This window comes from Providencia sp. PROV061 (genome assembly GCF_011045655.1).
Lineage (GTDB): Bacteria > Pseudomonadota > Gammaproteobacteria > Enterobacterales > Enterobacteriaceae > Providencia > Providencia hangzhouensis.
On sequence record NZ_CP042861.1, the window covers coordinates 3270015 to 3295988 of the forward strand.

Annotated in this window: 21 protein-coding genes; 11 read left to right on the forward strand and 10 right to left on the reverse strand. The window is 40.4% G+C overall.

The features are described 5' to 3' along the window. Both FVA72_RS15085 and FVA72_RS15090 read right to left on the reverse strand, forming a co-directional pair. Entirely contained in the window at positions 1 to 1314 is a 1314-nt protein-coding gene (locus FVA72_RS15085; RefSeq protein ID WP_110591400.1) for an MFS transporter, read from the reverse strand. 51 nt (positions 1315 to 1365) lie between these two features. Next, positions 1366 to 2259 carry a dihydrodipicolinate synthase family protein gene (locus FVA72_RS15090; protein WP_110591399.1) on the reverse strand — a complete coding sequence of 298 codons (894 nt, stop codon included), beginning with the start codon at positions 2257 to 2259 and terminating at the stop codon, positions 1366 to 1368. 345 nt (positions 2260 to 2604) lie between these two features. On the opposite strand from FVA72_RS15090, the gene FVA72_RS15095 reads away from it, so the two are divergent. The 4 genes from FVA72_RS15095 to pflA all read left to right on the forward strand — a co-directional run bounded on the left by FVA72_RS15095 (position 2605) and on the right by pflA (position 8130). Next, positions 2605 to 3378 carry an IclR family transcriptional regulator gene (locus tag FVA72_RS15095; RefSeq protein ID WP_094960677.1) on the forward strand — a complete coding sequence of 258 codons (774 nt, stop codon included), beginning with the start codon at positions 2605 to 2607 and terminating at the stop codon, positions 3376 to 3378. A gap of 462 nt (positions 3379 to 3840) precedes the next feature. Further along, positions 3841 to 4698 (forward strand): formate transporter FocA, encoded by an 858-nt coding sequence (gene focA / locus FVA72_RS15100; RefSeq protein WP_004256299.1) that lies wholly within the window; start codon positions 3841 to 3843, stop codon positions 4696 to 4698. Between the two features lie 70 nt (positions 4699 to 4768). Next, positions 4769 to 7051: a formate C-acetyltransferase gene (pflB, locus tag FVA72_RS15105; protein WP_096864172.1), complete on the forward strand. Its 2283-nt coding sequence runs from the start codon at positions 4769 to 4771 to the stop codon at positions 7049 to 7051. 281 nt (positions 7052 to 7332) lie between these two features. After that, the gene (gene pflA, locus FVA72_RS15110) at positions 7333 to 8130 is read left to right on the forward strand and encodes a pyruvate formate lyase 1-activating protein (RefSeq protein ID WP_004256303.1); all 798 of its coding nucleotides are present in this window, start codon (positions 7333 to 7335) and stop codon (positions 8128 to 8130) included. A gap of 47 nt (positions 8131 to 8177) precedes the next feature. On the opposite strand, the gene FVA72_RS15115 is transcribed toward pflA, so the two are convergent. Then, positions 8178 to 8600, reverse strand: a complete 423-nt coding sequence (locus tag FVA72_RS15115) for a DUF2000 domain-containing protein (RefSeq protein WP_004256305.1) — start codon at positions 8598 to 8600, stop codon at positions 8178 to 8180. A gap of 149 nt (positions 8601 to 8749) precedes the next feature. Between FVA72_RS15115 and FVA72_RS15120 the strand changes: the two genes are divergently transcribed. The 3 genes from FVA72_RS15120 to FVA72_RS15130 all read left to right on the forward strand — a co-directional run bounded on the left by FVA72_RS15120 (position 8750) and on the right by FVA72_RS15130 (position 11415). Then, complete coding sequence (locus FVA72_RS15120) at positions 8750 to 9217, forward strand: Lrp/AsnC family transcriptional regulator (protein ID WP_004256307.1); 468 nt, start codon at positions 8750 to 8752, stop codon at positions 9215 to 9217. A 346-nt stretch (positions 9218 to 9563) separates the two neighbouring features. Then, positions 9564 to 10370, forward strand: coding sequence for a BPSS1780 family membrane protein (locus FVA72_RS15125; RefSeq protein ID WP_004256309.1), 807 nt, complete (start codon positions 9564 to 9566; stop codon positions 10368 to 10370). Between the two features lie 151 nt (positions 10371 to 10521). Next, a complete protein-coding gene (locus FVA72_RS15130; protein ID WP_096864170.1) occupies positions 10522 to 11415 on the forward strand; it encodes a LysR substrate-binding domain-containing protein in 894 nt (297 codons plus the stop codon). Here the strand turns inward: FVA72_RS15130 and FVA72_RS15135 are convergent. The 7 genes from FVA72_RS15135 to lrp all read right to left on the reverse strand — a co-directional run bounded on the left by FVA72_RS15135 (position 11401) and on the right by lrp (position 20437). After that, complete coding sequence (locus FVA72_RS15135) at positions 11401 to 11904, reverse strand: sulfite exporter TauE/SafE family protein (protein ID WP_310889351.1); 504 nt, start codon at positions 11902 to 11904, stop codon at positions 11401 to 11403. The genes FVA72_RS15130 and FVA72_RS15135 overlap by 15 nt on opposite strands. Next, positions 11792 to 12130 (reverse strand): hypothetical protein, encoded by a 339-nt coding sequence (locus FVA72_RS22125; protein ID WP_310889352.1) that lies wholly within the window; start codon positions 12128 to 12130, stop codon positions 11792 to 11794. The genes FVA72_RS15135 and FVA72_RS22125 overlap by 113 nt, the downstream gene beginning before the upstream one ends. 184 nt (positions 12131 to 12314) lie before the next feature. Continuing rightward, entirely contained in the window at positions 12315 to 13607 is a 1293-nt protein-coding gene (gene serS / locus FVA72_RS15140) for a serine--tRNA ligase (RefSeq protein ID WP_137019272.1), read from the reverse strand. A gap of 108 nt (positions 13608 to 13715) precedes the next feature. Then, positions 13716 to 15059, reverse strand: coding sequence for a replication-associated recombination protein A (locus tag FVA72_RS15145; protein WP_110591398.1), 1344 nt, complete (start codon positions 15057 to 15059; stop codon positions 13716 to 13718). A gap of 84 nt (positions 15060 to 15143) precedes the next feature. After that, positions 15144 to 15764: an outer membrane lipoprotein chaperone LolA gene (gene lolA / locus FVA72_RS15150; protein ID WP_004256331.1), complete on the reverse strand. Its 621-nt coding sequence runs from the start codon at positions 15762 to 15764 to the stop codon at positions 15144 to 15146. A gap of 88 nt (positions 15765 to 15852) precedes the next feature. Next, entirely contained in the window at positions 15853 to 19518 is a 3666-nt protein-coding gene (locus tag FVA72_RS15155; protein ID WP_137019274.1) for a DNA translocase FtsK 4TM domain-containing protein, read from the reverse strand. A 424-nt stretch (positions 19519 to 19942) separates the two neighbouring features. Further along, positions 19943 to 20437 (reverse strand): leucine-responsive transcriptional regulator Lrp, encoded by a 495-nt coding sequence (lrp, locus tag FVA72_RS15160; protein ID WP_004256338.1) that lies wholly within the window; start codon positions 20435 to 20437, stop codon positions 19943 to 19945. 535 nt (positions 20438 to 20972) lie between these two features. Here lrp and trxB point away from each other — a divergent pair. From trxB to cydD, 4 genes are all read left to right on the forward strand, one after another. Further along, entirely contained in the window at positions 20973 to 21932 is a 960-nt protein-coding gene (gene trxB, locus FVA72_RS15165; protein ID WP_004256339.1) for a thioredoxin-disulfide reductase, read from the forward strand. Positions 21933 to 22114: 182 nt separating this feature from the next. After that, a complete protein-coding gene (locus FVA72_RS22130; protein WP_243154716.1) occupies positions 22115 to 22366 on the forward strand; it encodes a hypothetical protein in 252 nt (83 codons plus the stop codon). Positions 22367 to 22528: 162 nt separating this feature from the next. Then, the gene (locus FVA72_RS15170) at positions 22529 to 23794 is read left to right on the forward strand and encodes a DUF7057 domain-containing protein (protein WP_243154717.1); all 1266 of its coding nucleotides are present in this window, start codon (positions 22529 to 22531) and stop codon (positions 23792 to 23794) included. 413 nt (positions 23795 to 24207) lie between these two features. After that, a complete protein-coding gene (gene cydD, locus FVA72_RS15175; RefSeq protein ID WP_110591396.1) occupies positions 24208 to 25974 on the forward strand; it encodes a heme ABC transporter permease/ATP-binding protein CydD in 1767 nt (588 codons plus the stop codon).

Consider the following 25974-nt stretch of genomic DNA (forward strand, 5'->3'; position numbering starts at 1 on the left):
TTAGTTAGATGACAATGCTTTGAGGTTGTTGTTATGAGTGTTTTTTTTAAGTAATGCGATTAAAACGGCACAGCCGACGGTGATCACCGCTAATGTCACGATACCTGCGGTATTGCTATTCATCATTTTATCGACTTCCACGCGAATGATTGGTGCGAGGAATGAACAGAATGCCCCCATGGTGGTACAGAAACCAATTCCTGCTGCTAATGCAGGGCCGCTTAATAACTGAGGAGGAAACGTCCAAAATACTGGTTGAACGGATAAAAAACCAACAGCGCTTAAACATAATGCTGCAATAGCAAAAACAGGGCTCGCAAATGCTGACAGTGCCAAACCTAATGCTGCGGCTAACATACACAGCACTGAGATTTCGATGCGACGAGTTGGATGGCGGTCAGCAAAACGAGGAATGTAATACACCCCGAATGCAGAACAAGCCCAAGGTATGGCAGCAACTAAGGATTGTTTAAAGCCTAAACTTTCCCCCATTAAGGACGCAACTTGGGAAGGCAGAAAGAACATCAAACCGTATACTGAAATTTGGATCGTGCCGTAAATCAGTGCAAGGTGCCAAACTTTGATATTTTTTAGTGCAGATAATACTGATGTGGTTTCAGTTTTTGCATTTTCTTTAGCTAATTGTTCAGTTAGGGCTTTTTTCTCTTCTTCGGTTAAAAAACGGGCTTTTTCAGGGCTATCATCCAAATAAAAGAAGGCAAAAATACCAATCACAACAGCGGGAAGGCCTTCAATGACAAACATCCAGAACCAACCCGGCCGACCTAACCAACCATGTAACTCAAGTAAGGCACCAGATAATGGAGAACCTAGCGTGAGCGCTAACGGCACACCCAAAACAAAAATACCAATAACAGAGCCACGAACGTTATTTGGGAAATAAATGGAAGCTAATAATAGAATACCTGGATAAAAACCGGCTTCCCCCAACCCCAATAAGAAACGTAAAATAATAAATTGCGTCTCATTGGTGACAAAACCTGTCATTGCAGACAGAACGCCCCAGATAACTGTCGTAATACTTAGCCATTTTTGCGCCCCTATTTTGTTTAAAATCAGGTTTGCAGGGATGCCAAACAATGCATAAGCAGCAAAGAAAATCCCTGCGCCGAATGCAAAAGCAGAATCGGATAAACCAATGTCGACTTGCATCGCATCTTTAGCAAAACCGACATTCACACGGTCAATAAATGCAACAAAATACAAAATAAACATCAGAGGTACTAAACGTTTCCACGATTTGGCTATCGCAGAATTTAAAACAGGATTGTTATAAGTTTTCGTTGTCGCCATGATATTTTTCCCTGTTGGTAAGATGTTCTATTGTGTTTGATTCAGGAAAGGTCAGAGCGGTGAATCAGCAAGGGTTAATAACTGCTGAAGTTGCTCAATCTGTATATTGTTCAAGCCAATAAATGGCGCTGTACAATAGTCTGAATTAACCACACCTTTTAGCTGCAATGCTTTTTTAAAGGTTGGGATAAATGGTGCATTGACACCATATATAGCCATCAATTGGTCTACTCGTTGTTGGTGTTTTGCCACTAATGCTAAATCACCCTGGATAAACGCCTGCATCCACGATGCAAAAAACTGTGGAACAATATTTGAAAGCCCACCAATGCAACCATTTCCCCCCGATAAAACCACATGAGCAAAGTTATTATCGTAACCTGCATATACCTCAAAATGAGGTAAGCGGGTTTTCACCGTTTCAATCACTTGGGCGGTATGAGTCGTGTCAGGAATGGTATCTTTCAACCCGATGATATTGGGATATTTATCCGCTAAACGTAGGCAAACATCTGGAGAGACAGAATAACCTGTTCGTTCAGGGAAGTTATAAATGAAAATGTTAGCAGATGTTTTGGCTGCTATCGTGCTGTAAAAACGGAAAACACCTTCATCATCCAGCGGAAAATAATATGGGCTAATGATCATCACCCCATCGATTCCTTTTTCATATGCATAGTTAGCCAATTCAACCGACTCTTGCACATCAAGGCGGCTTGCTCCTGCATAAACACGCATTTCCTCCTTTGGGTAACGACTACATAGGTCGATTAGTGTTTTTGAGCTCTGCATATTAAGCGCAAAAAATTCCCCCGTGCTTCCCATTGTGACAAAACCGGAGACTTTGCCTTTCAATGAATCATAAACACGTATGCTTTGTTCTATATCCACTCGACCTTTGTCATCAAAGATGGTCACTACTGGAGTGATATAACGACTTTCCATACCGGTAATCTCCTTACCCATTATTGTTCATATATACAAACTGTATTCATAAATAAAAACAATAAACAAGAAATCATGAATTATGGATTGAGTCAAATTCATCCAATTTATATATAAATCTCACATAATTATTTGATTAAAAAGAATTTAAAGAAAAGAAATAGCAATTAGACTGGCTAAAAAATGATTTTTTTATTACTAAATTTTGAACAGAATCACGTCTTTATTGCGACTTGAGCCATTAACAGGTATGACCAATTTGAGATTAAACGTATTCCTGAGATGATTTACATAGTGGTATTTTAAACCTAAAATAGCGACAAAATTAATCAGTGAGGTGGTTTAATGTCTACGGGGCACATGCCGACAATTCGGGTATTAGAAATACTGCAAGTTTTATCGGCTGAAAATACTGGGCTTTCTTTGACACAACTTTCTGATAAAACACAAATCTTAAAGGGGACTATTTATCCTATCTTAAAAACGTTGGTTGAACATCGATATATTAATTATGATGACAATAGCCAGCTGTATTATTTAGGTATCGCCTGCTCACTCCTTTCCCGCTCATTTTTCGAAAAATCCTATTGGCTAAAAATGGTTCATCGGGAAATGGTACACATTGTTGATGAATGCAATGAAGTGTGTCAAATGGGGATTTTAGACGGTGCCGATGTACTATACATTGATAAAGTCCAATCAGCCCAAAAGGTCCAATTAATCTCTAATATTGGTACTCGTTTGCCTGCTATTTACTCGGCACTTGGTAAGGCCATGATTTTTAACTACAGTGACCAACAAATTTCCGAGCTTTATCCTTCAGGTTTTACCCCGTTAACCCAATACAGTGTGCAAACTTTGGCTGAACTGCGCCTACAGCTTAACGCAGTTCGTGAAAATAATTATGCCGTTGATAATAAAGAAATAAATGAAGAAACGACCTGCTATGCTGTTGCATTGCGTCAGCGGGATAAAATCATAGCTGCAATTAGTGTGTCTATCCCAACTTTCCGCATTGATGAATCCAAAGTGAACCAAGTCATCAAAACACTTTTAGCAAGTCGTGAACGTATTGAGCAAGAATTGAACACACTCGAAGATATTGAGTTTTATACCTAGCCATAACATTAAAAGCTGTTTGATTAGTTAACATATATCACTTTCATTTGTAGATTCATTTATACGAATCTTTTATTATTTACATTATTGTTAGATAAATATTGCAGAAATAAGGTTTGGTTAAGGAATATATATCGGAATCCCCCCGAATTAAATAGGGTATTATGCAAACATAAGTTAAATTATATGCCAAAAGGATCATATTCATCTTAAATAGTTAACATTTACGCGTATATTTTTACTTATTTTAATGCTCAAAACTGACTTTATAAAAATTTTTAATAAATTTTAAAAAATATTTATACCTTATATATCAACAAGATAGATTTAAATTTAACAATTTACTAACCATTTTCACCGCTCTCTCTAGAGAGTTCATGATCCATATCAAATTTATCAATTCACCCCTTTGTTACTATTATTGCGTGCTATAATTAATCAACTTTGTAAGAGAGTGTTGGTATGAAAGCTGACAACCCTTTTAATTTATTGCCACCTGCTGTAATGGCGCAAGTCGCAGATGATGCCTCTTTTTATAAGGCAAATAAACATCCTGCAATTACTTACTTGTCAGCATTCACTGCCGGTATTTTTATCTCTATCGCGTTTGTATTCTATATCACAGCAACAACCGGGGCAGCTGAAGCGCCTTATGGTTTCACTAAACTTATTGGCGGGATTTGTTTCTCCTTAGGTCTGATGTTAGTGGTTGTATGTGGCGCAGATCTTTTCACCTCCACCGTACTCACTATCGTCTCAAAAGCCACAGGAAGAATTACTTGGGGGCAAATGTTCCGTAACTGGTTTAATGTCTATATTGGTAACTTAATTGGTGCGTTATTCTTTGTTGCACTGATTTGGTTTGCAGGACAATACACCGCAGCCAATGGTCAATGGGGGTTAAATGTATTACAAACCACCAGCCATAAATTACACCATACCTTTATTGAAGCGGTTACATTAGGAATTTTAGCAAACTTAATGGTTTGCCTTGCGGTTTGGATGAGTTACTCCGGCCGTAGTTTAACTGATAAACTGGTCGTTCTAGTGTTACCTGTCGCGATGTTCGTAGCGAGCGGTTTTGAGCATAGTATCGCAAACATGTTCATGATCCCGTTAGGCATTATGATTAAAGAGTTCGCCCCCGCTGAATATTGGTCTCAAATAAATATGTCTCCTGACCAATTTTCACACCTAACGGTTGGTAACTTTATTACAGATAACTTAATTCCAGTCACTATCGGAAATATTATTGGCGGTGCGATTTTAGTCGGCCTCATTTATTGGTTTATGCATTTACGTAGTGGCCAAAAACATTAATAGCCACTGACACACACGAAAAGATTTATTAAGATCCCTAAAAGATCCATTGTTAAAAGGTAAAAGTATCATGTCCGAGTTAAATGAAAAATTCGCTTTAGCATGGCAAGGTTTTAACCAAGGTGACTGGCAGAATAACGTCAACGTACGTGACTTCATCCAGAAAAACTACACTCCATATGAAGGTGATGAATCTTTCTTAGCAGGCTCTACTCCAGCAACTGACACGTTGTGGGATAAAGTCATGGAAGGGATCAAAATCGAAAACCGCACTCATGCGCCAGTTGATTTTGACACTGATGTCGCTTCAACCATCACTTCTCATGATGCAGGTTACATTACTAAAGAATTAGAAAAAGTCGTTGGCTTGCAAACTGACGCACCTCTGAAACGTGGTCTTATCCCGTTCGGTGGTATCAAAATGGTTGAAGGCTCATGCAAAGCTTACGACCGTACTTTAGACCCAGAAATCAAAAAAATCTTCACTGAATACCGTAAAACTCACAACCAAGGTGTTTTCGACGTTTACACGCCAGACATCTTAAAATGCCGTAAATCAGGTATCTTAACTGGTCTACCTGATGCATATGGTCGTGGTCGTATCATCGGTGACTACCGTCGTGTTGCACTGTACGGTATTGATTTCCTGATGAAAGACAAATTTAACCAATTCACCTCTTTGCAAGAAAGATTAGAAAAAGGTGAAGACCTACAAATGACTATCCAACTGCGCGAAGAAATTGCTGAACAGCACCGTGCATTGGGTCAAATGAAAGAAATGGCTGCAAAATACGGTTACGATATTTCTGCACCAGCAACAAACGCACAAGAAGCAGTACAGTGGACTTACTTCGGTTACTTAGCCGCTGTTAAATCACAAAACGGTGCTGCAATGTCATTTGGTCGTGTTTCTACCTTCTTAGACGTGTATATCCAACGTGACTTAGAAGCAGGTAAAATCACCGAACAACAAGCGCAAGAATTGATTGACCACTTAGTCATGAAACTGCGTATGGTACGTTTCTTACGTACTCCTGAATACGATGAGCTGTTCTCTGGTGACCCAATCTGGGCAACTGAATCATTAGCAGGTATGGGCCTTGATGGCCGTACTCTGGTAACGAAAAGCACATTCCGTTTCCTGAACACACTGTATACCATGGGCCCATCTCCTGAGCCAAACATGACTATCCTGTGGTCAGAAAAACTGCCAATGAATTTCAAAAAATTCGCAGCTAAAGTGTCTATCGATACCTCATCAGTTCAGTATGAAAATGATGACCTGATGCGTCCAGACTTCAATAACGATGACTACGCAATTGCATGTTGCGTCAGCCCAATGATTGTTGGTAAACAAATGCAGTTCTTCGGTGCTCGCGCAAACTTAGCGAAAACCATGCTGTATACCATCAACGGTGGTGTTGATGAAAAACTGAAAATGCAAGTTGGTCCTAAACATGCACCAATCATGGACGAGATCTTAGATTTCGATACTGTGATGAACCAAATGGACCACTTCATGGATTGGTTAGCAACTCAGTACGTCACTGCACTGAACTGCATCCACTTCATGCACGATAAATACAGCTATGAAGCTTCGCTGATGGCGTTACATGACCGTGATGTTTATCGCACCATGGCTTGTGGTATTGCGGGTCTATCTGTTGCTGCTGACTCACTGTCTGCAATCAAATATGCGAAAGTTAAACCAATTCGTGATGAAGACGGTATCGCTATCGACTTCGAAATCGAAGGTGAATATCCACAATTTGGTAACAACGACTCTCGTGTAGATGATATCGCGTGTGACTTAGTTGAACGTTTCATGAAGAAAATTCAGAAACTGCCTACTTACCGTAACGCGGTACCAACTCAGTCAATCCTGACCATCACCTCTAACGTAGTGTATGGTAAGAAAACAGGTAATACACCAGATGGCCGTCGTGCAGGTGCACCATTCGGACCAGGTGCAAACCCAATGCACGGTCGTGACCAAAAAGGTGCGGTAGCTTCACTGACTTCTGTTGCTAAACTGCCATTTGCTTACGCGAAAGATGGTATTTCTTATACTTTCTCTATCGTACCAAATGCGTTAGGTAAAGATGATGATGTTCGTAAAACGAACTTAGCGGGTCTGATGGATGGTTACTTCCACCACGAAGCGTCTATCGAAGGCGGCCAGCATCTGAACGTTAACGTTATGAACCGTGAAATGCTGTTAGATGCAATGGAAAACCCAGAGAAGTACCCACAACTGACTATCCGTGTATCTGGTTATGCTGTACGTTTCAACTCACTGACTAAAGAACAACAGCAAGACGTTATTACTCGTACTTTCACCAGTACAATGTAATAATTAGCTCATTAAAATAAAGTAAATTAAAGACCCCGCTTTACGGGGTCTGAGGTTGTTGACAAAGCGGGATAAAAACGTGGTTTTTCCCGCTTTGTGTTATCAGCCGAAAATCAATAAATTGATTTTCCTAGTTTATTTTCAAAACCTATTAAACTTGCCGCCAAACATAATATGTTTGTCAGCAGTCTGAGCCCCCTCACGGGGGCTTTTTATCTATACCAGCAACGATATTTTTGCTCTAAAGTTTGCGGTATGAAGGATATTTTGGAGTGCCTGCTATGTCTATCGATGATACTAAAACCAAAACAATAGCGACGACTAATGTGACAGAAACCCCAACCACACTCGGCCGTATTCATTCGTTTGAATCATGCGGAACCGTTGATGGTCCTGGGATCCGTTTTATTGTATTTTTCCAAGGCTGCTTAATGCGCTGCTTGTATTGCCATAACCGCGATACTTGGGATACCCACGGTGGCAACATTGTTACCGTTGAAGAATTAATGAAAGAAGCCGTAACCTATCGCCACTTTATGAATGCGACTGGCGGAGGTGTTACCGCCTCAGGCGGAGAAGCTATCTTACAAGCTGAATTTGTACGTGACTGGTTCCGTGCCTGTAAAAAAGAAAATATTCATACTTGCCTTGATACCAATGGATTCGTGCGCCGCTACGACCCAGTGATTGATGAACTGATGGATGTCACTGACTTAGTGATGTTAGATTTAAAGCAAATCGATGATGAAATTCATCAAAAATTAGTGGGTGTTTCTAACCATCGTACTTTGGAATTTGCTCGTTACCTTGCCAAACGCAACCAGAAAACTTGGGTACGCTATGTTGTCGTGCCGGGTTGGAGTGATGATGACCATTCAGTACATTTACTGGGCGAGTTTACCAAAGATATGAGCAATATCGAAAAAATCGAATTACTGCCCTACCACGAACTCGGTAAACACAAATGGGAAACCATGGGTGAAGAATACAAACTAGATGGCGTTAGACCACCATCAAAAGAAGTGATGGAACGAGTTAAAAGTATTCTAGAAAGTTATGGTCACAAAGTAATGTACTAACCAATTTGAGGCTCTTTATAGAGCCTCTGCTTTATCTGCCATTATTCCTATCTAAACAAAGGTAAGTGGCCAATAAGCTGCGTCACCGCCTTTTTATTTCCTACCAACCCAATACCAGCTAACTGAATATTTTTATATTCGTGTTCTAATAATTTTTGCTGATACTCATCATAAGTCCGGCACGATTGTGCCAATAAGCTAAAAGGAATAATGTATATTTCATTTACCTTTAATGCAGCCACTTCAATCTCTTTAATATACTGCTCCGGTGATTTTAAAATCGGTAATGGCGCATAAATCACACCGGGATAATTGATATTATCCGCACTGTTCAAATCTTCCCCTACTATATTGTTAACTTTATTTCCTAAACTCACGCCAATCACACTAGCGGCATTCATTGCCAACCCGTTAGATAAATCCTGATTAACGACGATAGCGCAACGATGCTCAGCTGGATTAAATATCATTCCTGTCCCCTATGATTTTATGTGTATTCAATTTCCCAATAATTATGGCATTTAAAGAAAGAAATAGGCTTTCTAACTCAGTCATTACACGCTAAGATTTAGGTAAATTTATCCCATTTAAAGCATTTTTAAGGTAGAGATTTTCATTTATGGCAATAGATAAGACAGAAATAAAAATACTAAAATTACTACAAGATGACGCTCGAATAACTAACCAAGTGCTTGCCGAAAAAGTAGGCATGTCAGCCTCTCCCTGTTGGCGAAGGGTTAAAAAATTAGAAGAAGAAAATATTATTCAAGGATATCGCGCCATTCTCAATCGTAAAAAGATTGGCTTAGGTGTGATGGTTTTTGTTCGCGTCATTATTGATAGTGATAGCGAGGCTGAAGCACAAAAATTTGAACAAGAAGTGACTGAGCTAGAAAATGTCGTCGCTTGCTACAGTATTGGTGGTGATACTGACTTTTTATTACAGGTTGTATCCCATGATTTAGACTCCTATGCCGACTTTGCTATGACGGTTATTCGCCGGTTACCGGGTATCAAAGAAATGCAAAGTATGTTTGTACTTAAAGAAATTAAGCCGCTGGATGCTTACCCAATATCACTTATTTAGCTTTTAAATTAAATAAAATCTTACTTAATTATTATGAATCGTGATTATTTAATTGACGATTTAACCTTGTTGATAGAACCAAAAAATAGTTTTTTTCACTAAATATACTAAATATTCGTATTTTATTCAGTACATTAAGGAATAGATAACCTTCTTATTTTGATAGAAAATATTTTATACAAGAAAATTTTAATCAAAAATATCTTACCAGAATAGTCTGCTTTATAATAAGCTAACTTATCTGCATACTACTGCCGATAAGTTACAAGAATGAGTATAAGCTCAAAAAACTTATTAATAATAATATATCGCTAATTCACTACGACTAACAGGTTCCTTTTTTATCATGAATAATGAAAACTTCAGTGCAGATAACAATCCTGCACCTACAATTAACGCACAAACTCAAGCCGATACATTCGTTTTTCACGCAGAACCTCGCGCAGTAGATGCAGGTGAAGGTGTTAACTGGATCAGCCAATCATGGTCTCTCGTTAAAGAAAAACTGGGAATGTGGATCCTAATTAACATCGTTCTGTTTGCGGTGATCTTTATCATTTCAATGATCCCATTCTTGAACTTACTGATTACTTTTATTACACCTATTTTTATCGGTGGTATTATTGCTATCAGTGAAAATCAACGTAAAACAGGCCAAGCAGAAATCGGCTTATTATTTGCAGGCTTCCAAAATAAATTTGGTACCCTATTTGCCGTTGGAGCCATCAACTTTGCTGCTAACTTAGTAGGAATGATCATCGCATTTATTATCGGTGGTTCTGCAATGTTCGGTTTACTGATGGAAAGCAACCAATACGGTTCGCCATCTGACGCGGCTATCCTTGCGTCTTCAGGTACATTCTTCTTTGCAATCATCATAATGGCCATTGCAGCATTAGTGGGTACAGCCTTAACTTGGTTTGCTCCTGCATTAGTGATGAACCATGACTTCACTGTTGGCGCTGCAATCTCAGCAAGCTTACAAGCTGTTAAGAAAAACCTCCTACCAGGTATCCTGTTCTTTATCGTTTTATCAATCTTAATGATAATTTCAGTTATCCCATTAGGTTTAGGTTTATTAGTTTCTATGCCAATTATGTATGTTTGCTATTACAGCAGCTATCGCAGCCTGTTTTTCTCACAAGTAAAATAAACCAAAATCTAATGATTTGACGACTTTGTTAAATCATTAAATCTAAAAAAAGGAAAGCAATTGCTTTCCTTTTTGCTATTCCGAAAAAATTCACATATATTCCTTTAAATGATAATTTCCCTCTTCTTTTCATAATTTGGAGTTGTTTTCCATGTATTTCGATACCACTGATTTAAAACTGTGTGTTAATGTCGCCAATGCAGGAAGCATCACCCAAGGAGCAAAACTAACTTATCTTACACTGCAATCTGCAAGTGAACGAATACGTGGGTTAGAAAATGAATTAAACATCGATATATTTATTCGTTCAGTGAAAGGGGTTTCATTATCGAATGCAGGTCATGCATTTATTGAGCATGCGAAAACAATTTTGCAGCAAATTGAATTAATGCAAGATGAACTGCGAAAATATAGTCGACACCTGCGTGGGCATATTAATATTCTTTGTAATACTTCAGCTCAAATGGAATTTTTACCCGCCCGTGTTAGCGCTTATTTACGACAACAACCCACTATGTCTGTATCTGTGAAAGAAATGCCAAGTGCTAATATCGTCACTGCCATCAAAAATAAAATTGCAGATATTGGTATTATCACAGATTCTACTGACCTCACTGGTCTGGATATTCGGCCATTCAGCTCAGATGAATTAGTCGTTTTTGCCCATAAAGATAGCCTTTGGGTAAGCCAAAAAAGCGTTCTATTTTCTGATATTATTGATGCTGAATTTATTGGTTTAATGGAAGATAACCCATTACAAAAGCATATTGATAATAACGCCAAACAGCAAGGCAAGCGGCTCAACTACCGGGTACGCATGCCAACACTAGATGCGGTAATGCAAGGGGTTAACGATGGAATTGGCATTGCTATTATTCCCAAACAAGCGGCACAGCGTAGTCAATTTTCTACTAGTAAAATACTGCAATTGACCGAAGATTGGGCATGCCGAAAATTAGTTATCTGCGCACGAGATTTCAGCCAATTACCTGATTATACCAACGAGTTTATTCATTTTTTAATTAACTGGTCATCTGAAAGCTAGTTTTGCCGTCATGTAAATACCTAATCCGATTAACCCAATAAAAAAGCAACGACGGAATAATTTCTCGCTAATAATCTTGCGTAAATATTGACCAAGGTACATTCCACCAATAGCAGGTATTAAGGCAAAGGCAGATAAACTCCAATTAATATCATATTGTTGATGGTCAATGGATAACTTGATGGCTAATGCAACTGTTGATGCGGTAAATGCTAACCCTAGAGCCTGAATAAGCTCATCTTTATTTAATTTTAAGGTTTGCAAATAAGGAACTGCTGGAATAACAAATACTCCTGTAGCTGCTGTAATTACACCTGTAATATAACCCACTGTTGGCGAAAGCCATGTTTCATGTTTCTCGAAAGATGGCGTTTTTTTAGCAATTAAGCCCCAAATTCCATAGATAATAAGCACGATACCCAGTGTAGGTAGTGTCCAACGAGATGCCGAGGTTAAAGAAGGTAAAAAACTGAATAATGTGCCAAGCATGACCCCCAATAATAAAACCACTGAGCCGTTTGATTAGTGCCATAAATTGTGGGCCAATCAATAATTGCCATATATTAGTAATTAACGATGGAATAATTAATAAGCTCGCAGCTGCAGCAGGCTCCATTGATGTGCTTAATAACCCCATCGCGATTGTTGGTAGGCCTAGCCCGATCACCCCTTTTACAATACCTGCTAATAAGAAAACACCAATAATTACACCCATCAATATCACTCCGATAAATTTATTTTACCGTAGATTAATGTCATACATTGAATGCTGCTATTTGGAAAATATTGAGGGGGGATCAGGTTTAACCTGAGGATGCTTTTTCCAGAACACTTTAAATTTACACAAAAAAAACGCGACTGTCGTCAGTCGCGCTTTATGTTTGAAAGAGTAACGGAAATTAACCGATGAACTCTAGCCCTTTCATATATGGGCGCAATACTTCTGGAACTTCAATACGGCCATCAGCTAATTGGTAGTTTTCTAAAATCGCCACCAATGTACGACCAACAGCTAAACCAGAACCATTCAGGGTATGAACAAGTTGTGTTTTCTTATCACTCTTACCGCGGAAACGCGCTTGCATACGACGCGCTTGGAAGTCCCACATGTTTGAACAAGATGAAATTTCACGATAAGTATTTTGCGCTGGTAACCACACTTCTAAGTCATAGGTTTTACGTGAACCAAAACCAATATCACCGGTGCACAAAATCACTTTACGATAAGGCAAGTTCAGTAATTGTAATACTTTTTCTGCATGACCAGTCAGCTCTTCCAATGCATCCATGGATTTTTCTGGATGAACGATTTGTACTAACTCAACTTTGTCGAACTGATGCATACGGATCAAACCGCGTGTATCACGGCCATAAGACCCTGCTTCAGAACGGAAACAAGGCGTATGTGCCGTCATTTTCAGAGGAAGTGAGTCTTCATCTAAAATTTCATCACGAACCAAGTTAGTCACTGGAACTTCTGCGGTTGGGATCAACGCATAAGTACTGCTGTCAGCTTCTTCTTCCAGTGGTTTAGTATGGAACAAATCTTCACCAAACTTTGGTAATTGGCCAGTTCCGTACAGTGTGTCATGGTTGACTAAATATGGAACATACAACTCTTGGTAACCATGTTGTTCAGTATGTAAGTCAAGCATAAATTGAGCCAAGGCACGATGCATGCGAGCAATTTGCCCTTTAATGACAACAAAACGTGCTCCTGTCAGTTTTACCGCAGCAGGGAAGTCTAAGCCACCAGATAACTCACCAAGGCTAACATGGTCTTTAACTTCGAAGTCATACTGGCGAGGTTCACCCCAACGAGCAACTTCAACGTTGTCAGAATCATCTTTACCATCAGGTACTTGGTCATCAGGGATGTTCGGGATACTCAAGGCAATATCACGGATTTCTTGTTGCAGCTTATCTAGCTCTGCTTTTGCAGAATCCAATTTTTCGCCTAATTGGTTAACTTCCAGACGTAATGGTTCGATATCTTCACCACGTGCCTTCGCCGCACCAATAGTTTTCGATCGCGAGTTACGGTCTGCTTGCAGGGTTTCAGTTTCAACTTGTAAAACTTTGCGGCGTTCTTCTAATTCACGCAGCTTTTCCACATCAAGGGTAAAACCCCTGCGAGCCAGTTTTTCAGCAACCGCGTCTAGCTCCGTACGCAGTAAATTGGGATCGAGCATGCTTATCCTGTGATTATTGTTAGTAATTAATGATACTTTTTGAGGTGCATTCCAGCACAACAAATAAAGTAAAGTATTTCGCTATATAACCTTACCGCATTGCCTAGTTTAGCGATAGCGTTTTGTGGTGCTAATTTGATCCTGTTGGGCTAACCAGTCTAATTTTTCAGCAAACTTGCCTTCTTGGCCCCGTTTCGTAGGGTAGTAATAACGTGTTGTTTGCATAGGTTCAGGAAAATAATTTTCTCCCGCAGCATATGCGTTAGGTTCATCATGTGCATAACGATATTCTTTCCCTGCACCCATTTCTTTTAATAGTTTAGTTGGGGCATTTCGAAGATGTTCTGGCACATCGTAGTCTGGCTGCATTTGTGCATCTTTAATCGCTGCTTTATAGGCGGTATAAACCGCGTTACTTTTCGGCGCACAAGCTAAATAAACAATAGCTTGGGCAATTGCACGCTCGCCTTCGGCTGGCCCCACTCGCGTGAAGCAATCCCAAGCTGAAATGGCGACTTGCATCGCACGAGGATCCGCATTCCCCACATCTTCTGATGCAATTGCAAGTAGCCGACGGGCAACATACAGAGGGTCAGCACCCGCAGTAATAATCCTTGCAAACCAATACAGTGCAGCATCTGGTGCTGAGCCTCTAATCGACTTATGCAGAGCAGAGATTAAGTCGTAATAACGGTCGCCTTTGTTATCAAACCGTGCAGTACGTTCACCGCTAACTTCTTTTAACAGATCAGCGGTTAAAATACGCTGCCCTTGGCTATCAGCCTCTGCCATATCTGCCATCATTTCCAGGAGATTTAATGAACGCCTAGCATCCCCATTAACCAACTGAGCGACCATTTTGCGCGTGTTATCAGGCAGAACAATATTTTGCCCACCAAGGCCACGAGATGAATCTGCCAGTGCTTGTAACAAGACCTGTTCAATATCATTTTCTTCAAGGGATTTAAGCAAATACACCCTAGCACGTGATAACAACGCGGAATTTAATTCAAATGATGGGTTTTCAGTTGTTGCACCAATAAATGTAATCGTGCCATCTTCTATATGCGGTAAAAATGCATCTTGCTGGCTTTTATTAAAACGATGAACCTCATCGACAAATAAAATGGTTCTCCGCCCCGCGCTGCGATTTTGCCGGGCTTTTTCGATGGATTCTCGAATTTCCTTAATACCAGAAGTAACTGCTGAAATACGTTCAATATCGGCTTGCGCATAATTACCAATAATTTCGGCAAGGGTTGTTTTGCCTGTTCCAGGGGGCCCCCATAAAATCATGGAGTGCAGATGACCCGCTTTAATCGCACGTGGCAACGGTTTCCCCTCAGCCAATAAATGCTTTTGGCCAATATACTGTTCAAGGGTTTCAGGCCGCATTCTTGCTGCTAAAGGTTGAAATTCATTCTGCGAAAAATCAAGAGACAGGTTACCCACTATATCCTCTTTTTTACTTCTTAAAATATCTTACATTAACCAGCAAATATGAATACTGCTGGCTCATATTTTCTCTAATCAAGCTTATTTAGCATTTGAACGCTGGTCATCTAAAGTGACGCCTTTTGGTACTGTAAACTTGAATTTACTCGCATCAACGCGACCATTTTTTTGCTCTTTTAATTGATAAGCACTGGTTTGGCCATCTTGTTCAACCGCTGAAAACTGCTCAATCGTCCCTTCGGGAGAAACCGTAATGGAGAAACGTTTTAGAGTCCCATTAGTTTGTTTTGGTTTTAAATCAAACGTATTTCCCTGCTGAATGATTGAGTATTGTTTCCAATCTTTCGGGTCGTTACGTGTAATTAGTAGAAATGGCGTATCCTGCGTAGCATCCGCTAAATTAGTCACCGTCACTTGTTCTACGAACGGATTATAAAACCACAAATCTTTACCATCTGACACCAATACGCTTTCATCAGGTGATGTCATGTTCCAATTAAATAAATTTGGGCGCTCAAGCCATAAATCCCCAACACCTTCTTGAACCAAATCCCCTTCAGGACTCGTCACCTTTTGCGAGAAGCTAGCTTGGAAGCTATTGACCTTATTCAAACGTTCTTGAAGGTCTTGGCTTGCGTCTGCCAATACTTGGCCAATATGTAAACTCAGGGCTAACGCACCCAATAACATCATTTTTTTCATCGATGAGAGACCTTAAAATTATTACCATAAGAGGTGTTACGTCTTTATACACCCCTTAAATTAAACCAGCAATTAGCACACTAAATTATTAATGCCCCATTGACGGAGGAGCAAGAACTTCACGGTTACCATTGTGCCCTTGCTCACTGACAATACCTTGGAGCTCCATTTGCTCAACAATCCTTGCAGCACGGTTATAACCTATCCTGAATTGGCGTTGAACCCCAGAAATGGAAACGCGTTGTTTCTCAACAACAAACTCAACTGCCTGGTCAAACAGTGGGTCAAGCTCTTCACCTCCGCTATCATAACCACCACCTTCGCTATCGTCACTACAGGTCGTGATGCTATCAATATATTGTGGTTTACCGCGAGCTTTCCAATCATTCACAACGGCATGAACTTCTTGGTCACGGACAAAGGCTCCGTGCACCCGCACTGGAATTGAAGAGTTTGGTGGTAAATACAGCATATCCCCCATGCCTAGTAAAGATTCCGCGCCGCCTTGGTCAAGGATCGTGCGCGAGTCAATTTTACTGGATACCGTAAATGCAATCCGCGTTGGAATATTTGCTTTGATTAGTCCAGTAATGATATCAACCGATGGCCGTTGAGTTGCCAATACTAAATGAATGCCTGCGGCACGTGCTTTTTGTGCCAACCGTGCAATTAACTCTTCCACTTTTTTACCTGCTGTCATCATTAAATCGGCAAATTCATCAACCATGACAACAATGTAAGGTTCTTTTTTCAGCATTGGGTGTTCTACATCCATGCTATCACCGGGTTTCCAATGTGGATCAGGAATTGGCCGCCCCATTTCTTCTGCTGCTTTAATGCGGTCGTTATAACCCGCTAGGTTACGTACCCCTAATGCAGACATGAGTTTATAACGGCGTTCCATTTCATTCACGCACCAGCGCAAGGCATTCGCCGCATCTTTCATGTCAGTAACCACTTCAGTCAATAGATGCGGAATACCTTCATAAATGGATAACTCCAGCATTTTCGGGTCAATCATGATAAAGCGAACATCTTCGGGTTTGGCTTTATACAAGATACTGAGGATCATTGCATTCACCCCAACCGACTTACCAGAGCCGGTTGTCCCCGCAACGAGTAAATGAGGCATTTTCGCTAAATCCGCAACAACAGGGTCACCTTCAATATCTTTACCCAATACAATAGTGAGAGGAGATGGGTTTTTGCGGAAATCATCGCAGTCTAAGACTTCACTTAGGTAAACGGTTTGCCGTTTCTCATTAGGGAGTTCGAGGCCTACATAAGGTTTACCCGGTATCACTTCTACAACACGTACGGCTACGGTTGATAACGAACGAGCAAGGTCACGTGACAATGTGGATATCCGTGCAGCTTTTACTCCCGGTGCGAGGTCAAGTTCAAACCGAGTAATGACAGGGCCTGGAGAAAAACCAACCACTTCAGCTTTAACGCGGTAATCATTAAGCCTTGCTTCAATCAACCTTGCTGTTTGTTCTAGTTTGAACATATCCACTGGCTCTTCTTGTGCTGGCGGACTTGCCAGCAAATCAAGAGACGGCATTGGCGTTGTTGGTTTTGGTAATGGTTGGTCATTACGCACTAAGAACGGGTGGAATAAGCTATCTTGCTGTGGCTGCTGTGGCTGCTGTGGCTGCTGTGGCTGCTGTGGCTGCTGTGGCTGCTGTGGCTGCTGTGGCTGCTGTGGCTGCTGTGGCTGCTGTGGCTGCTGTGGCTGCTGTGGCTGCTGTGGCTGCTGTGGCTGCTGTGGCTGCCCAAAAGTTTGTGTTACTGATGGTGAGCTAGCAAGCCCTTCAGCGATATTATTTTGTGGGGTACCTGCTGTAACAGAAGTCGCGCTAAATGATGGCATAAATAATGGGTCAGCTGGCTCGTTGTCAACCAAATCATCAACAGGGGTAAAACTATCCAGCACAGAGAACTCTTTTCTTAAATCAATTTTGGGCTCAAAGTCTTCTTGCTCTTGTGTAAACTGAGGTTGATAGCCATTATCCACGACTGGCACGGCCTCATCAGGCTCTGGAATTGTATGCGTATTATTGGATTGTTGTGAAGCTGACGCCCAACGGTGTTCAATTTCTGGCTGCGTAAATGCGCTGACTCTATTTTCAGTCATTGGCTCATTTTGTAATTGCTCATCATGCGAGTGCAGGCTATTAAGCGGTACATCATAATCAGTTTCATCAACTTCACCATAACGTTCACGTTGCTGTTCTAAGAACTGCGCTCGTAATAATTCGTCTTGTTGTGCCTCATCATCAGTTTCAGGTTGGTCAGACTCACTCGTAGACCACTGCTGATATATTTGTTCACGTTTAGAAGCCTCTTCTTCACGCCGCTGTAGTTCCGCATCACGTAACGATGGAATGCGAATACCATATAACTCACGACGAGTCGGTAAACGAACAGGATTTGGCCGTGGAAGCTCCGGCTCCATATTTTGTTTAACCTGAGCATGGCGCTCCAGTGCAGCGACTGAAATACCCGCAGCCGCTAATGCAGCTGGATTAGAGACCCTTTCAGTAACTGATGATGGAATAAAACTTTCTGTTGTACTTGAAGAGTCAAGTGGGAGCACTGATGTTGCTTGAGCTTCAAACGCAGCTTGATTAACAGGTGTTTCTTGTTTATCCGAATATTCTTGATAAGCGGTATTGTCTTGTTTTTGTTGTTCTATTTGTTGATTATGCTGAACACTTAACATCGGTTCTTCTGGTGCAACATACGGTGACGCTTGAACTAACGGCTCATTAACGGTATCTGATGTTGAATCAAAACTTGCACCGAGCTTAGGCTGGTAATCTTCTGGTACTTCAAAATGATATGTGCTCGGCTCATCCACTGCAGAGAAAGCAGGTACCGAATCTTGCTCTGATGTGTTTTGATTCACTGAAGGAATTGGGTTTTCTGTAGTAACAACCGCTTCACCCGTATTTTTTTCCGTTGTTGGAGCGACTTCAGTGACTAATTCAGCCACAGTGGGTGCGGAAAACAAAACATCATCCGCATCAATATTTTCTAGGCTGTCATTGGCTCTGTGCTCAGCTTCTTGCGCACGCTGTAAAGCTCCTTCAGTTTCTTCAACGTCGTAATCATAGTTATCTAAATCGTCTCCCCTCGCTCGATTTGTTAGCAAAGTAATAGGGAGAAGTACCGCTGCACCAATTTTTTCTGCGATTGTAAGCCATGACCATCCCGTAAACAGCGTAAAGCTTATCGCCCATAAAAACAGCAATGCTAACGTAGCACCTAATGAATTGAACCACGGCATAATTGCATTACTAAATACACTGCCAATCACACCACCAGAGGCGAAATTAGGTAAGTCGTCAAAATTGAGAGCCGCAAGTCCACAAGAAGATAAAATAAGTGCTAAACCACCTATTAATCTTAACGATAAAGAGAAAAAATCAATATATCGGCGCCGACTTTCATATTGGAAAATCGCCCAGCAGCCTAGGAGTAATAGTGCAGGAATGGCAAATGCAAGAATACCAAAAGCAGAGAAAAGAATATCTGCACTCCATGAACCTACACTACCCCCTAAATTCTTCACTGGGGCATTCCAAGTGGTCTGTGACCAGCTTGGATCTGAAGGGCTGAAGCTCAATAAAGCCACCATTAAGAAGAGTGCGCTCAAGCATATTGCGAGCAAAATAACCTCTAATAGCCGTCTTCCGCTACTTAGTTTTTTAAATTTGATATGTTTATCTTCTGTATATTCTTGGCTCATTATTATTTCTTTGCTAACTGATGTTCTTGACTAACCTAGGTTTATTCTACCATTAAACGCCTGACTCTGCCTGTTTTACAGCGACTAAGAGATATCAAGGCTTCACAAAAGCACTAAGGTGCAGTATTCCATCTAATGTATGATGATTCAATTTCTATTTCTCGTCAAAAATCCTAAATATTTATAGCTTTAGAATCAATAAATTGGAAATAAAACTTATCAGTTGCTAAGTAATTTACGTAAAACAAAGTAGAAAGGCATGGATAGCAGCCAGTTGAAGCTGTGAAACAGCAAAATATTACGTTTTTATAAAGCAACAAATGAGGTGAGAAAAACGGAACAACGCTGAGTAAACTCAGCGTTGAAACTGCAGTGCGGCAACAAAGCTGAAATGCTGTGCTGAAGCGAGGTTAAAAAGCACTAATTAGCGAGTTTTGATCACTAAGCGGTTGCTTTGTTTAACTTCTTCCATAACTACATAGGTGCGAGTGTCGTTTACGCCTGGTAAACGTAACAGAGTTTCACCTAACAGTTTACGATATGCGGACATATCTGGCACACGCGTTTTCAACAGGTAGTCAAAGTCACCAGAAACCAAGTGGCATTCCTGAATTTCTTCCAGTTTTTGAACTGCTGTATTGAATTGCTCAAATACATCCGCAGCACCACGGTTAAGTGTGATTTCAACAAACACGAGCAATGATGCATCTAAGTAGTGTGGATTTAATAACGCAGTATAGCCAGAGATAAATCCTTGTCTCTCAAGGCGACGTACACGCTCTAAACAAGGTGTTGGAGATAAACCAACTCGTTTAGATAACTCTACGTTAGAAATTCGCCCGTCTTTTTGTAGTTCGTTTAATATATTCCTGTCGATACGGTCAAGGTCTTTGCCAGGACGCTTTTTATTGTCAATCATCTCTTTATCTCTCTTTCTCTAATTGTTATTTTCTACATCTAAAAATAAGCACCTTAGCCACCACCTTTTTTATTTAGGAATTCGTGTTCAGGAGCAAATTTTATTCATAATGCTGAAGTTAGTGTGAATGTAATTATCACCCACAATGTTTACTTGTATTTTAAATTTGTAAGTAGTGTAAAGTTAATTTTCCAGCAAGAACAAAAATGCGCCATTTCCATTGATCAGCTAGATAATTAACTCTTACACTGATGTTTTCGCAAATGCGCAGCCGATTGTCAAAGCAAATGAATAAAAATCAGTACAAGATTTCGCTTTTTTTTCCAGTAAAACGTTTCGCAGCCTTAATTCAAGATAATTCCTAAAAATTGTGATGCGTGACACAAGCAACTTTTTGTCATATTTTTTTACATTTTGTCGGTATTACCTATTGATGAAATAAGCCAAATGAAACTAAGTCGCACTTAAACCACTTTTGTTAACCTCTTATTTCTCCTACAATCTGATAAATGCTTTTTAGATTAAAGAGGAATTCATGAGCACAACAACACATCGCAAGTTAATCATTCTTGGTTCTGGCCCTGCGGGCTATACTGCGGCTGTCTATGCTGCACGTGCAAACTTAAACCCAGCATTGATTACTGGGGTGGAAAAAGGCGGTCAATTGACCACCACAACTGAAGTTGAAAACTGGCCTGGTGACCCAGAAGGTTTAACCGGTCCAGGGCTTATGGAACGCATGCATGAGCACGCGTCAAAATTTGACACCGAAATCATATCTGACCATATCCAAAAAGTGGACTTAAAACAACGTCCTTTCCGTTTAATTGGCGATGAAAATGAATATACCTGCGATGCATTAATTATTGCAACAGGGGCTTCCGCTCGTTATATCGGCCTACCTTCAGAAGAAGCGTTCAAAGGCCGTGGCGTTTCAGCTTGTGCAACCTGTGACGGTTTCTTCTATCGTAACCAAAAAGTCGCTGTCGTTGGTGGCGGAAACACTGCGGTAGAAGAAGCATTGTACCTTTCTAATATTGCTTCAGAAGTTCATTTAATTCATCGTCGTGATAGTTTCCGTGCAGAAAAAATCCTGATTAATCGTTTAATGGATAAAGTTGAGAACGGTAATATTATTCTGCATACCGACCGCACATTAAATGAAGTATTAGGTGATGATATGGGCGTGACGGGTGTGCGCTTAGAATGTACTAAAACACATGCAACAGAAGATATCCCTGTTATGGGGGCATTTATTGCCATCGGCCACAGCCCAAATACAGCTATTTTTGAAGGCCAATTAGATTTAGACAACGGTTATATTAAAGTGCAATCTGGCACCCAAGGCAATGCAACTCAAACTTCTGTTGAAGGTGTGTTCGCGGCTGGTGATGTCATGGACCATATATACCGCCAAGCAATTACCTCTGCGGGCACAGGTTGTATGGCAGCCTTAGATGCAGAACGTTATCTTGATGGCTTAGCATCAAAATAATCAATAAGTGATTGTAATTTAGATAGGCTTCAATTTTTCCTCAATTGAAGCCTTTTTTATTACTTATACTCCCCATCCTAACTATTGGTTTTGCATATATTTTTAAGACCAAGTTTATATTGTACTTTTTTAATACTGCCTATACTGTTTTTACATAACATTAATTAATATAAGGTGTAGGTATGGGGCAACAATTAGAACGTGATGCCATTCGCGGTTATTCTTATTTTATTATTGTCATACTTGCCGTGATTCAAGGCATCGTCATCACAGCCACTACTGATTACTCTATCCGCCTAGAAAGCCAACTAAGCGCCACCACCCTATATCTGCCTATTTTGCTCGCCATTTTTGTTCCTTCAGCAATCAGTTACCTAATTACCAATGCAAGATCCGCTATTTTTTATCTCAACATTGCGGTCATTATTGGGTGAATTGTCTGGCTCAATTACTGGCATGCCCAAGACTTTCTAAATCCTGCAGATACAGACCCATTCTTCGCCTTTATCACCCTCACCGTCCTGCTCTTTTTTATACTTCCTTGGATGCAATCGTGGCAAACCACAAGAACATGGAAAATTGATTACGGTTGCTTAATGGGGCTATATATTAAAAATACCTTTCTGGGTATTCTCGCTTCTATAATCGGTGGGTTGCTAACATTAATCGTAAAAATAGCCAGTTTTTTATTTGGCATTGTTAACCTAACTTTTTTGAGTGAAGCTCTTGATAGCGACGTTATCTATTGGGTGAGCTTTGCCCTTGGGTTCAACGTGAGTTTAGCTTTTTTACGTACAGCACTGAATGTACAACTCAGTAATTTTGTTAGCTTTATTGCGCGTTTTTTCTTACCGCTCTTGAATATTGTTGCTGTTATTTTCTTAGGCGGTTTCGTTGTTTCCTACTTTTCAGGTTTGACCTCTGCTGGCTTAGGCTCCGCAGTAATGCTGTGGTTTTTAATTTTAAACCTTATTTTTATCAATTTCGTGTATGGCGATGGCACAACCCAATATCAATTCCGTGCGGGTCTCAACGGTTTTGTCTTAATTAGCATTATGTTACTTAATGCATTTTCAGTGCTTTCGCTCTATGGAATTTTAGTACGAGTTAACCAGTATAGTTGGAGTGTTGAGCGCCTATACGCCTTTACTATTGCCCTATTCCTATTTGTATTGGTTTTTGCTTATAGCATCGCAATTATCTATAAAAAATCAGCCTGGATGTCCTATTTAGGCCCTATCAATAAAGCGGGAATTTTGTCTCTAATTGCCATTATATTGGTCATTAACAGCCCTATTGCTGATTTTAAACGCATCACACTGAACAGTATTCTTGCGGGGATTGAAAATGGCAAAATCAAAGTCAATAGCTCGCTTGCTTATGACTTAAAACAATTAGGTGAGAAAGGGCAACAAGCTTTTGAAAAACTCAATAATAACCCTGAATATCAAAAACTATTCCAAACCAGCCCTTATGAAGAAGAACAGCGCAGATCGCTAAAATCAGTATTAATTCAAGCTCAAAATAGCCCTGCAATACCGGAGAGTTGGTTCGACCTCGGGGAAAACCTTAGCAGTGCTTGGTATTGTACCTCACAATACGACCCATACCCGTGTGTGGGCTTTATGGCCGATGTTAACCAAAACAATCAAGATGATGTGGTTATGTGCTATTCCTATCCAAGTAGTTCTAGTATTGATTGCAATATATGGCAACAAACGGAACAAACCTGGGAGTTAATGGATACGCAAACTCGCTCATTTAATACCATGAAAGAAAAAGATCAGGCTTGGGATAATTTATTAAAAGGAAACTATAGATTAAAACCCAAAGAATGGTTAATGATAGACCCCACATTCTAATTGTAGTGAAAAATGCCTATGGCTTAACATTTCTTTGTTAAGCCACCTTTTTATTACGTAGAAATACAGTAATATCCCAATATCATTACATCTAAAAATTTACTGAAATATTAAATTTACCTTTATAAAACAATTTAATAACAAAGTACAACTCACTTTAAATAACCCACTTTTATTAGGTAACATATCGTGGTGAAGCTGTTATGATGTACTCTAATACTCGAATTTGTGGGTAAGATCAAAAACGCAGATTTTCTTATAATCACCAATTGCGTTACCAGATCAAAAGTTATCGTTCCCATGCGGTTTAAAACAGGTCAACTGCAATATCACGCATGGTAAAAACAACGTTAGGGTGATATTTCCTAACTATACTCAATGACATTAAAACTACACCTGCTAACTAAATCATTATGGATAAATCAAGACAGACTGAATTGGTACGTTGGTTAAAACAACACAGTGCCCCTGCCAAGCGCTGGTTGCGGATCTCTATGTTACTAGGCATTTTGAGCGGATTAATGATTATTGCTCAAGCCTGGTTCTTAACTGTTATCTTACAAGCATTGATTATGGATAACGTTCCTCGAGAACAGCTATTAACCCCTTTTGTTCTTCTGATTTGCGTTTTTATCTTACGCGCAATTGTCACTTATGTACGAGAACGCGTTGGCTTTCGTTGTGGCCAAGTGGTGCGCCAAGAAATACGTACCATGGTACTCGATAAACTTCAAGAACTCGGCCCTGTGTGGGTTAAAGGTAAGCCAGCGGGTAGCTGGGCTACAATTATTCTTGAACAAATTGAAGATATGCAAGACTACTATTCGCGCTATCTTCCTCAAATGTATTTAGCTGGGATCATCCCCATTATGATCCTGATTGCTATTTTCCCCTTTAACTGGGCTGCAGCACTTATTTTATTCGTCACTGCCCCGCTGATTCCTATCTTTATGGCATTAGTCGGATTAGGCGCTGCGGATGCTAACCGTCGTAACTTTATTGCCTTAGGTCGTTTAAGCGGGAGTTTTCTCGATAGACTACGAGGCCTTGATACCTTACGGTTATTTTTTCGTGAAAAAGCAGAGATTAAGCAAATTCGTGAATCAACAGAAGATTTTCGTTCCAGAACGATGGAAGTATTGAGGATGGCATTTCTGTCTTCTGGCGTACTTGAATTTTTTGCATCGATTTCTATTGCTGTTGTTGCTGTCTATTTTGGTTTTTCCTACCTGGGTGAAATGAACTTCGGTAGCTATGGTTTACCTGTCACGCTATTTGCGGGTTTTCTTGCCCTAATACTTTCACCAGAGTTTTTCCAACCATTACGTGACCTTGGCACATACTACCACGCCAAAGCGCAAGCTGTTGGTGCCGCTGAAACACTCGAAACACTATTAAACAGTGAGGGCGAACAAAAAGCTCAACAAGGAACCCAAACACTGAGTGATGAGGCTATCTATATTCAGGCTAAACAATTAGAAATTTTATCCCATGATGGTGTGCGCCTTGCTGGGCCATTAGATTTCAATATTGAGCCACAACAACGTATTGCAATTGTTGGTCAAAGTGGTGCGGGAAAAAGCTCATTACTGAATTTATTGTTAGGCTTTTTGCCTTATCGCGGTTCCATCACCATAAATGGTGTTGAACTTCGTGAATTATGCCCTGATAAATGGCGTGAGTTACTCGGTTGGGTTGGGCAAAACCCTCACCTTCCAGAGCAAACACTGGTTGAAAACATCTGTTTAGGCAAGCCAAATGCTACAGAAGCGGAAATTCAACAGGCGATTGATAATGCATATGTTTCCGAATTCTTAGCCCATTTGCCTGATGGCCTAAATACCAAGCTGGGTGACTATGCCGCTCGCCTTTCGGTCGGGCAAGCTCAGCGAGTTGCCGTTGCACGAACCCTGTTGAAACCCTCTCGTATGCTCCTTCTAGATGAGCCTGCTGCGAGCTTAGACTCCCACAGCGAACAACGTGTTATGCAAACACTTAACCAGCTATCAAGTCAGCAAACGACCCTTTTAGTCACCCATTTACTGGAAGAAACCCTTGATTATGACCAAATTTGGGTAATGGCTAACGGGCAAATCATTCAACAAGGTAATTACACACAGTTAAGCCAGTCAGAAGGCGCTTTTGCCCAGTTACTTGCCCATCGCAGTGAGGAGCTTTGA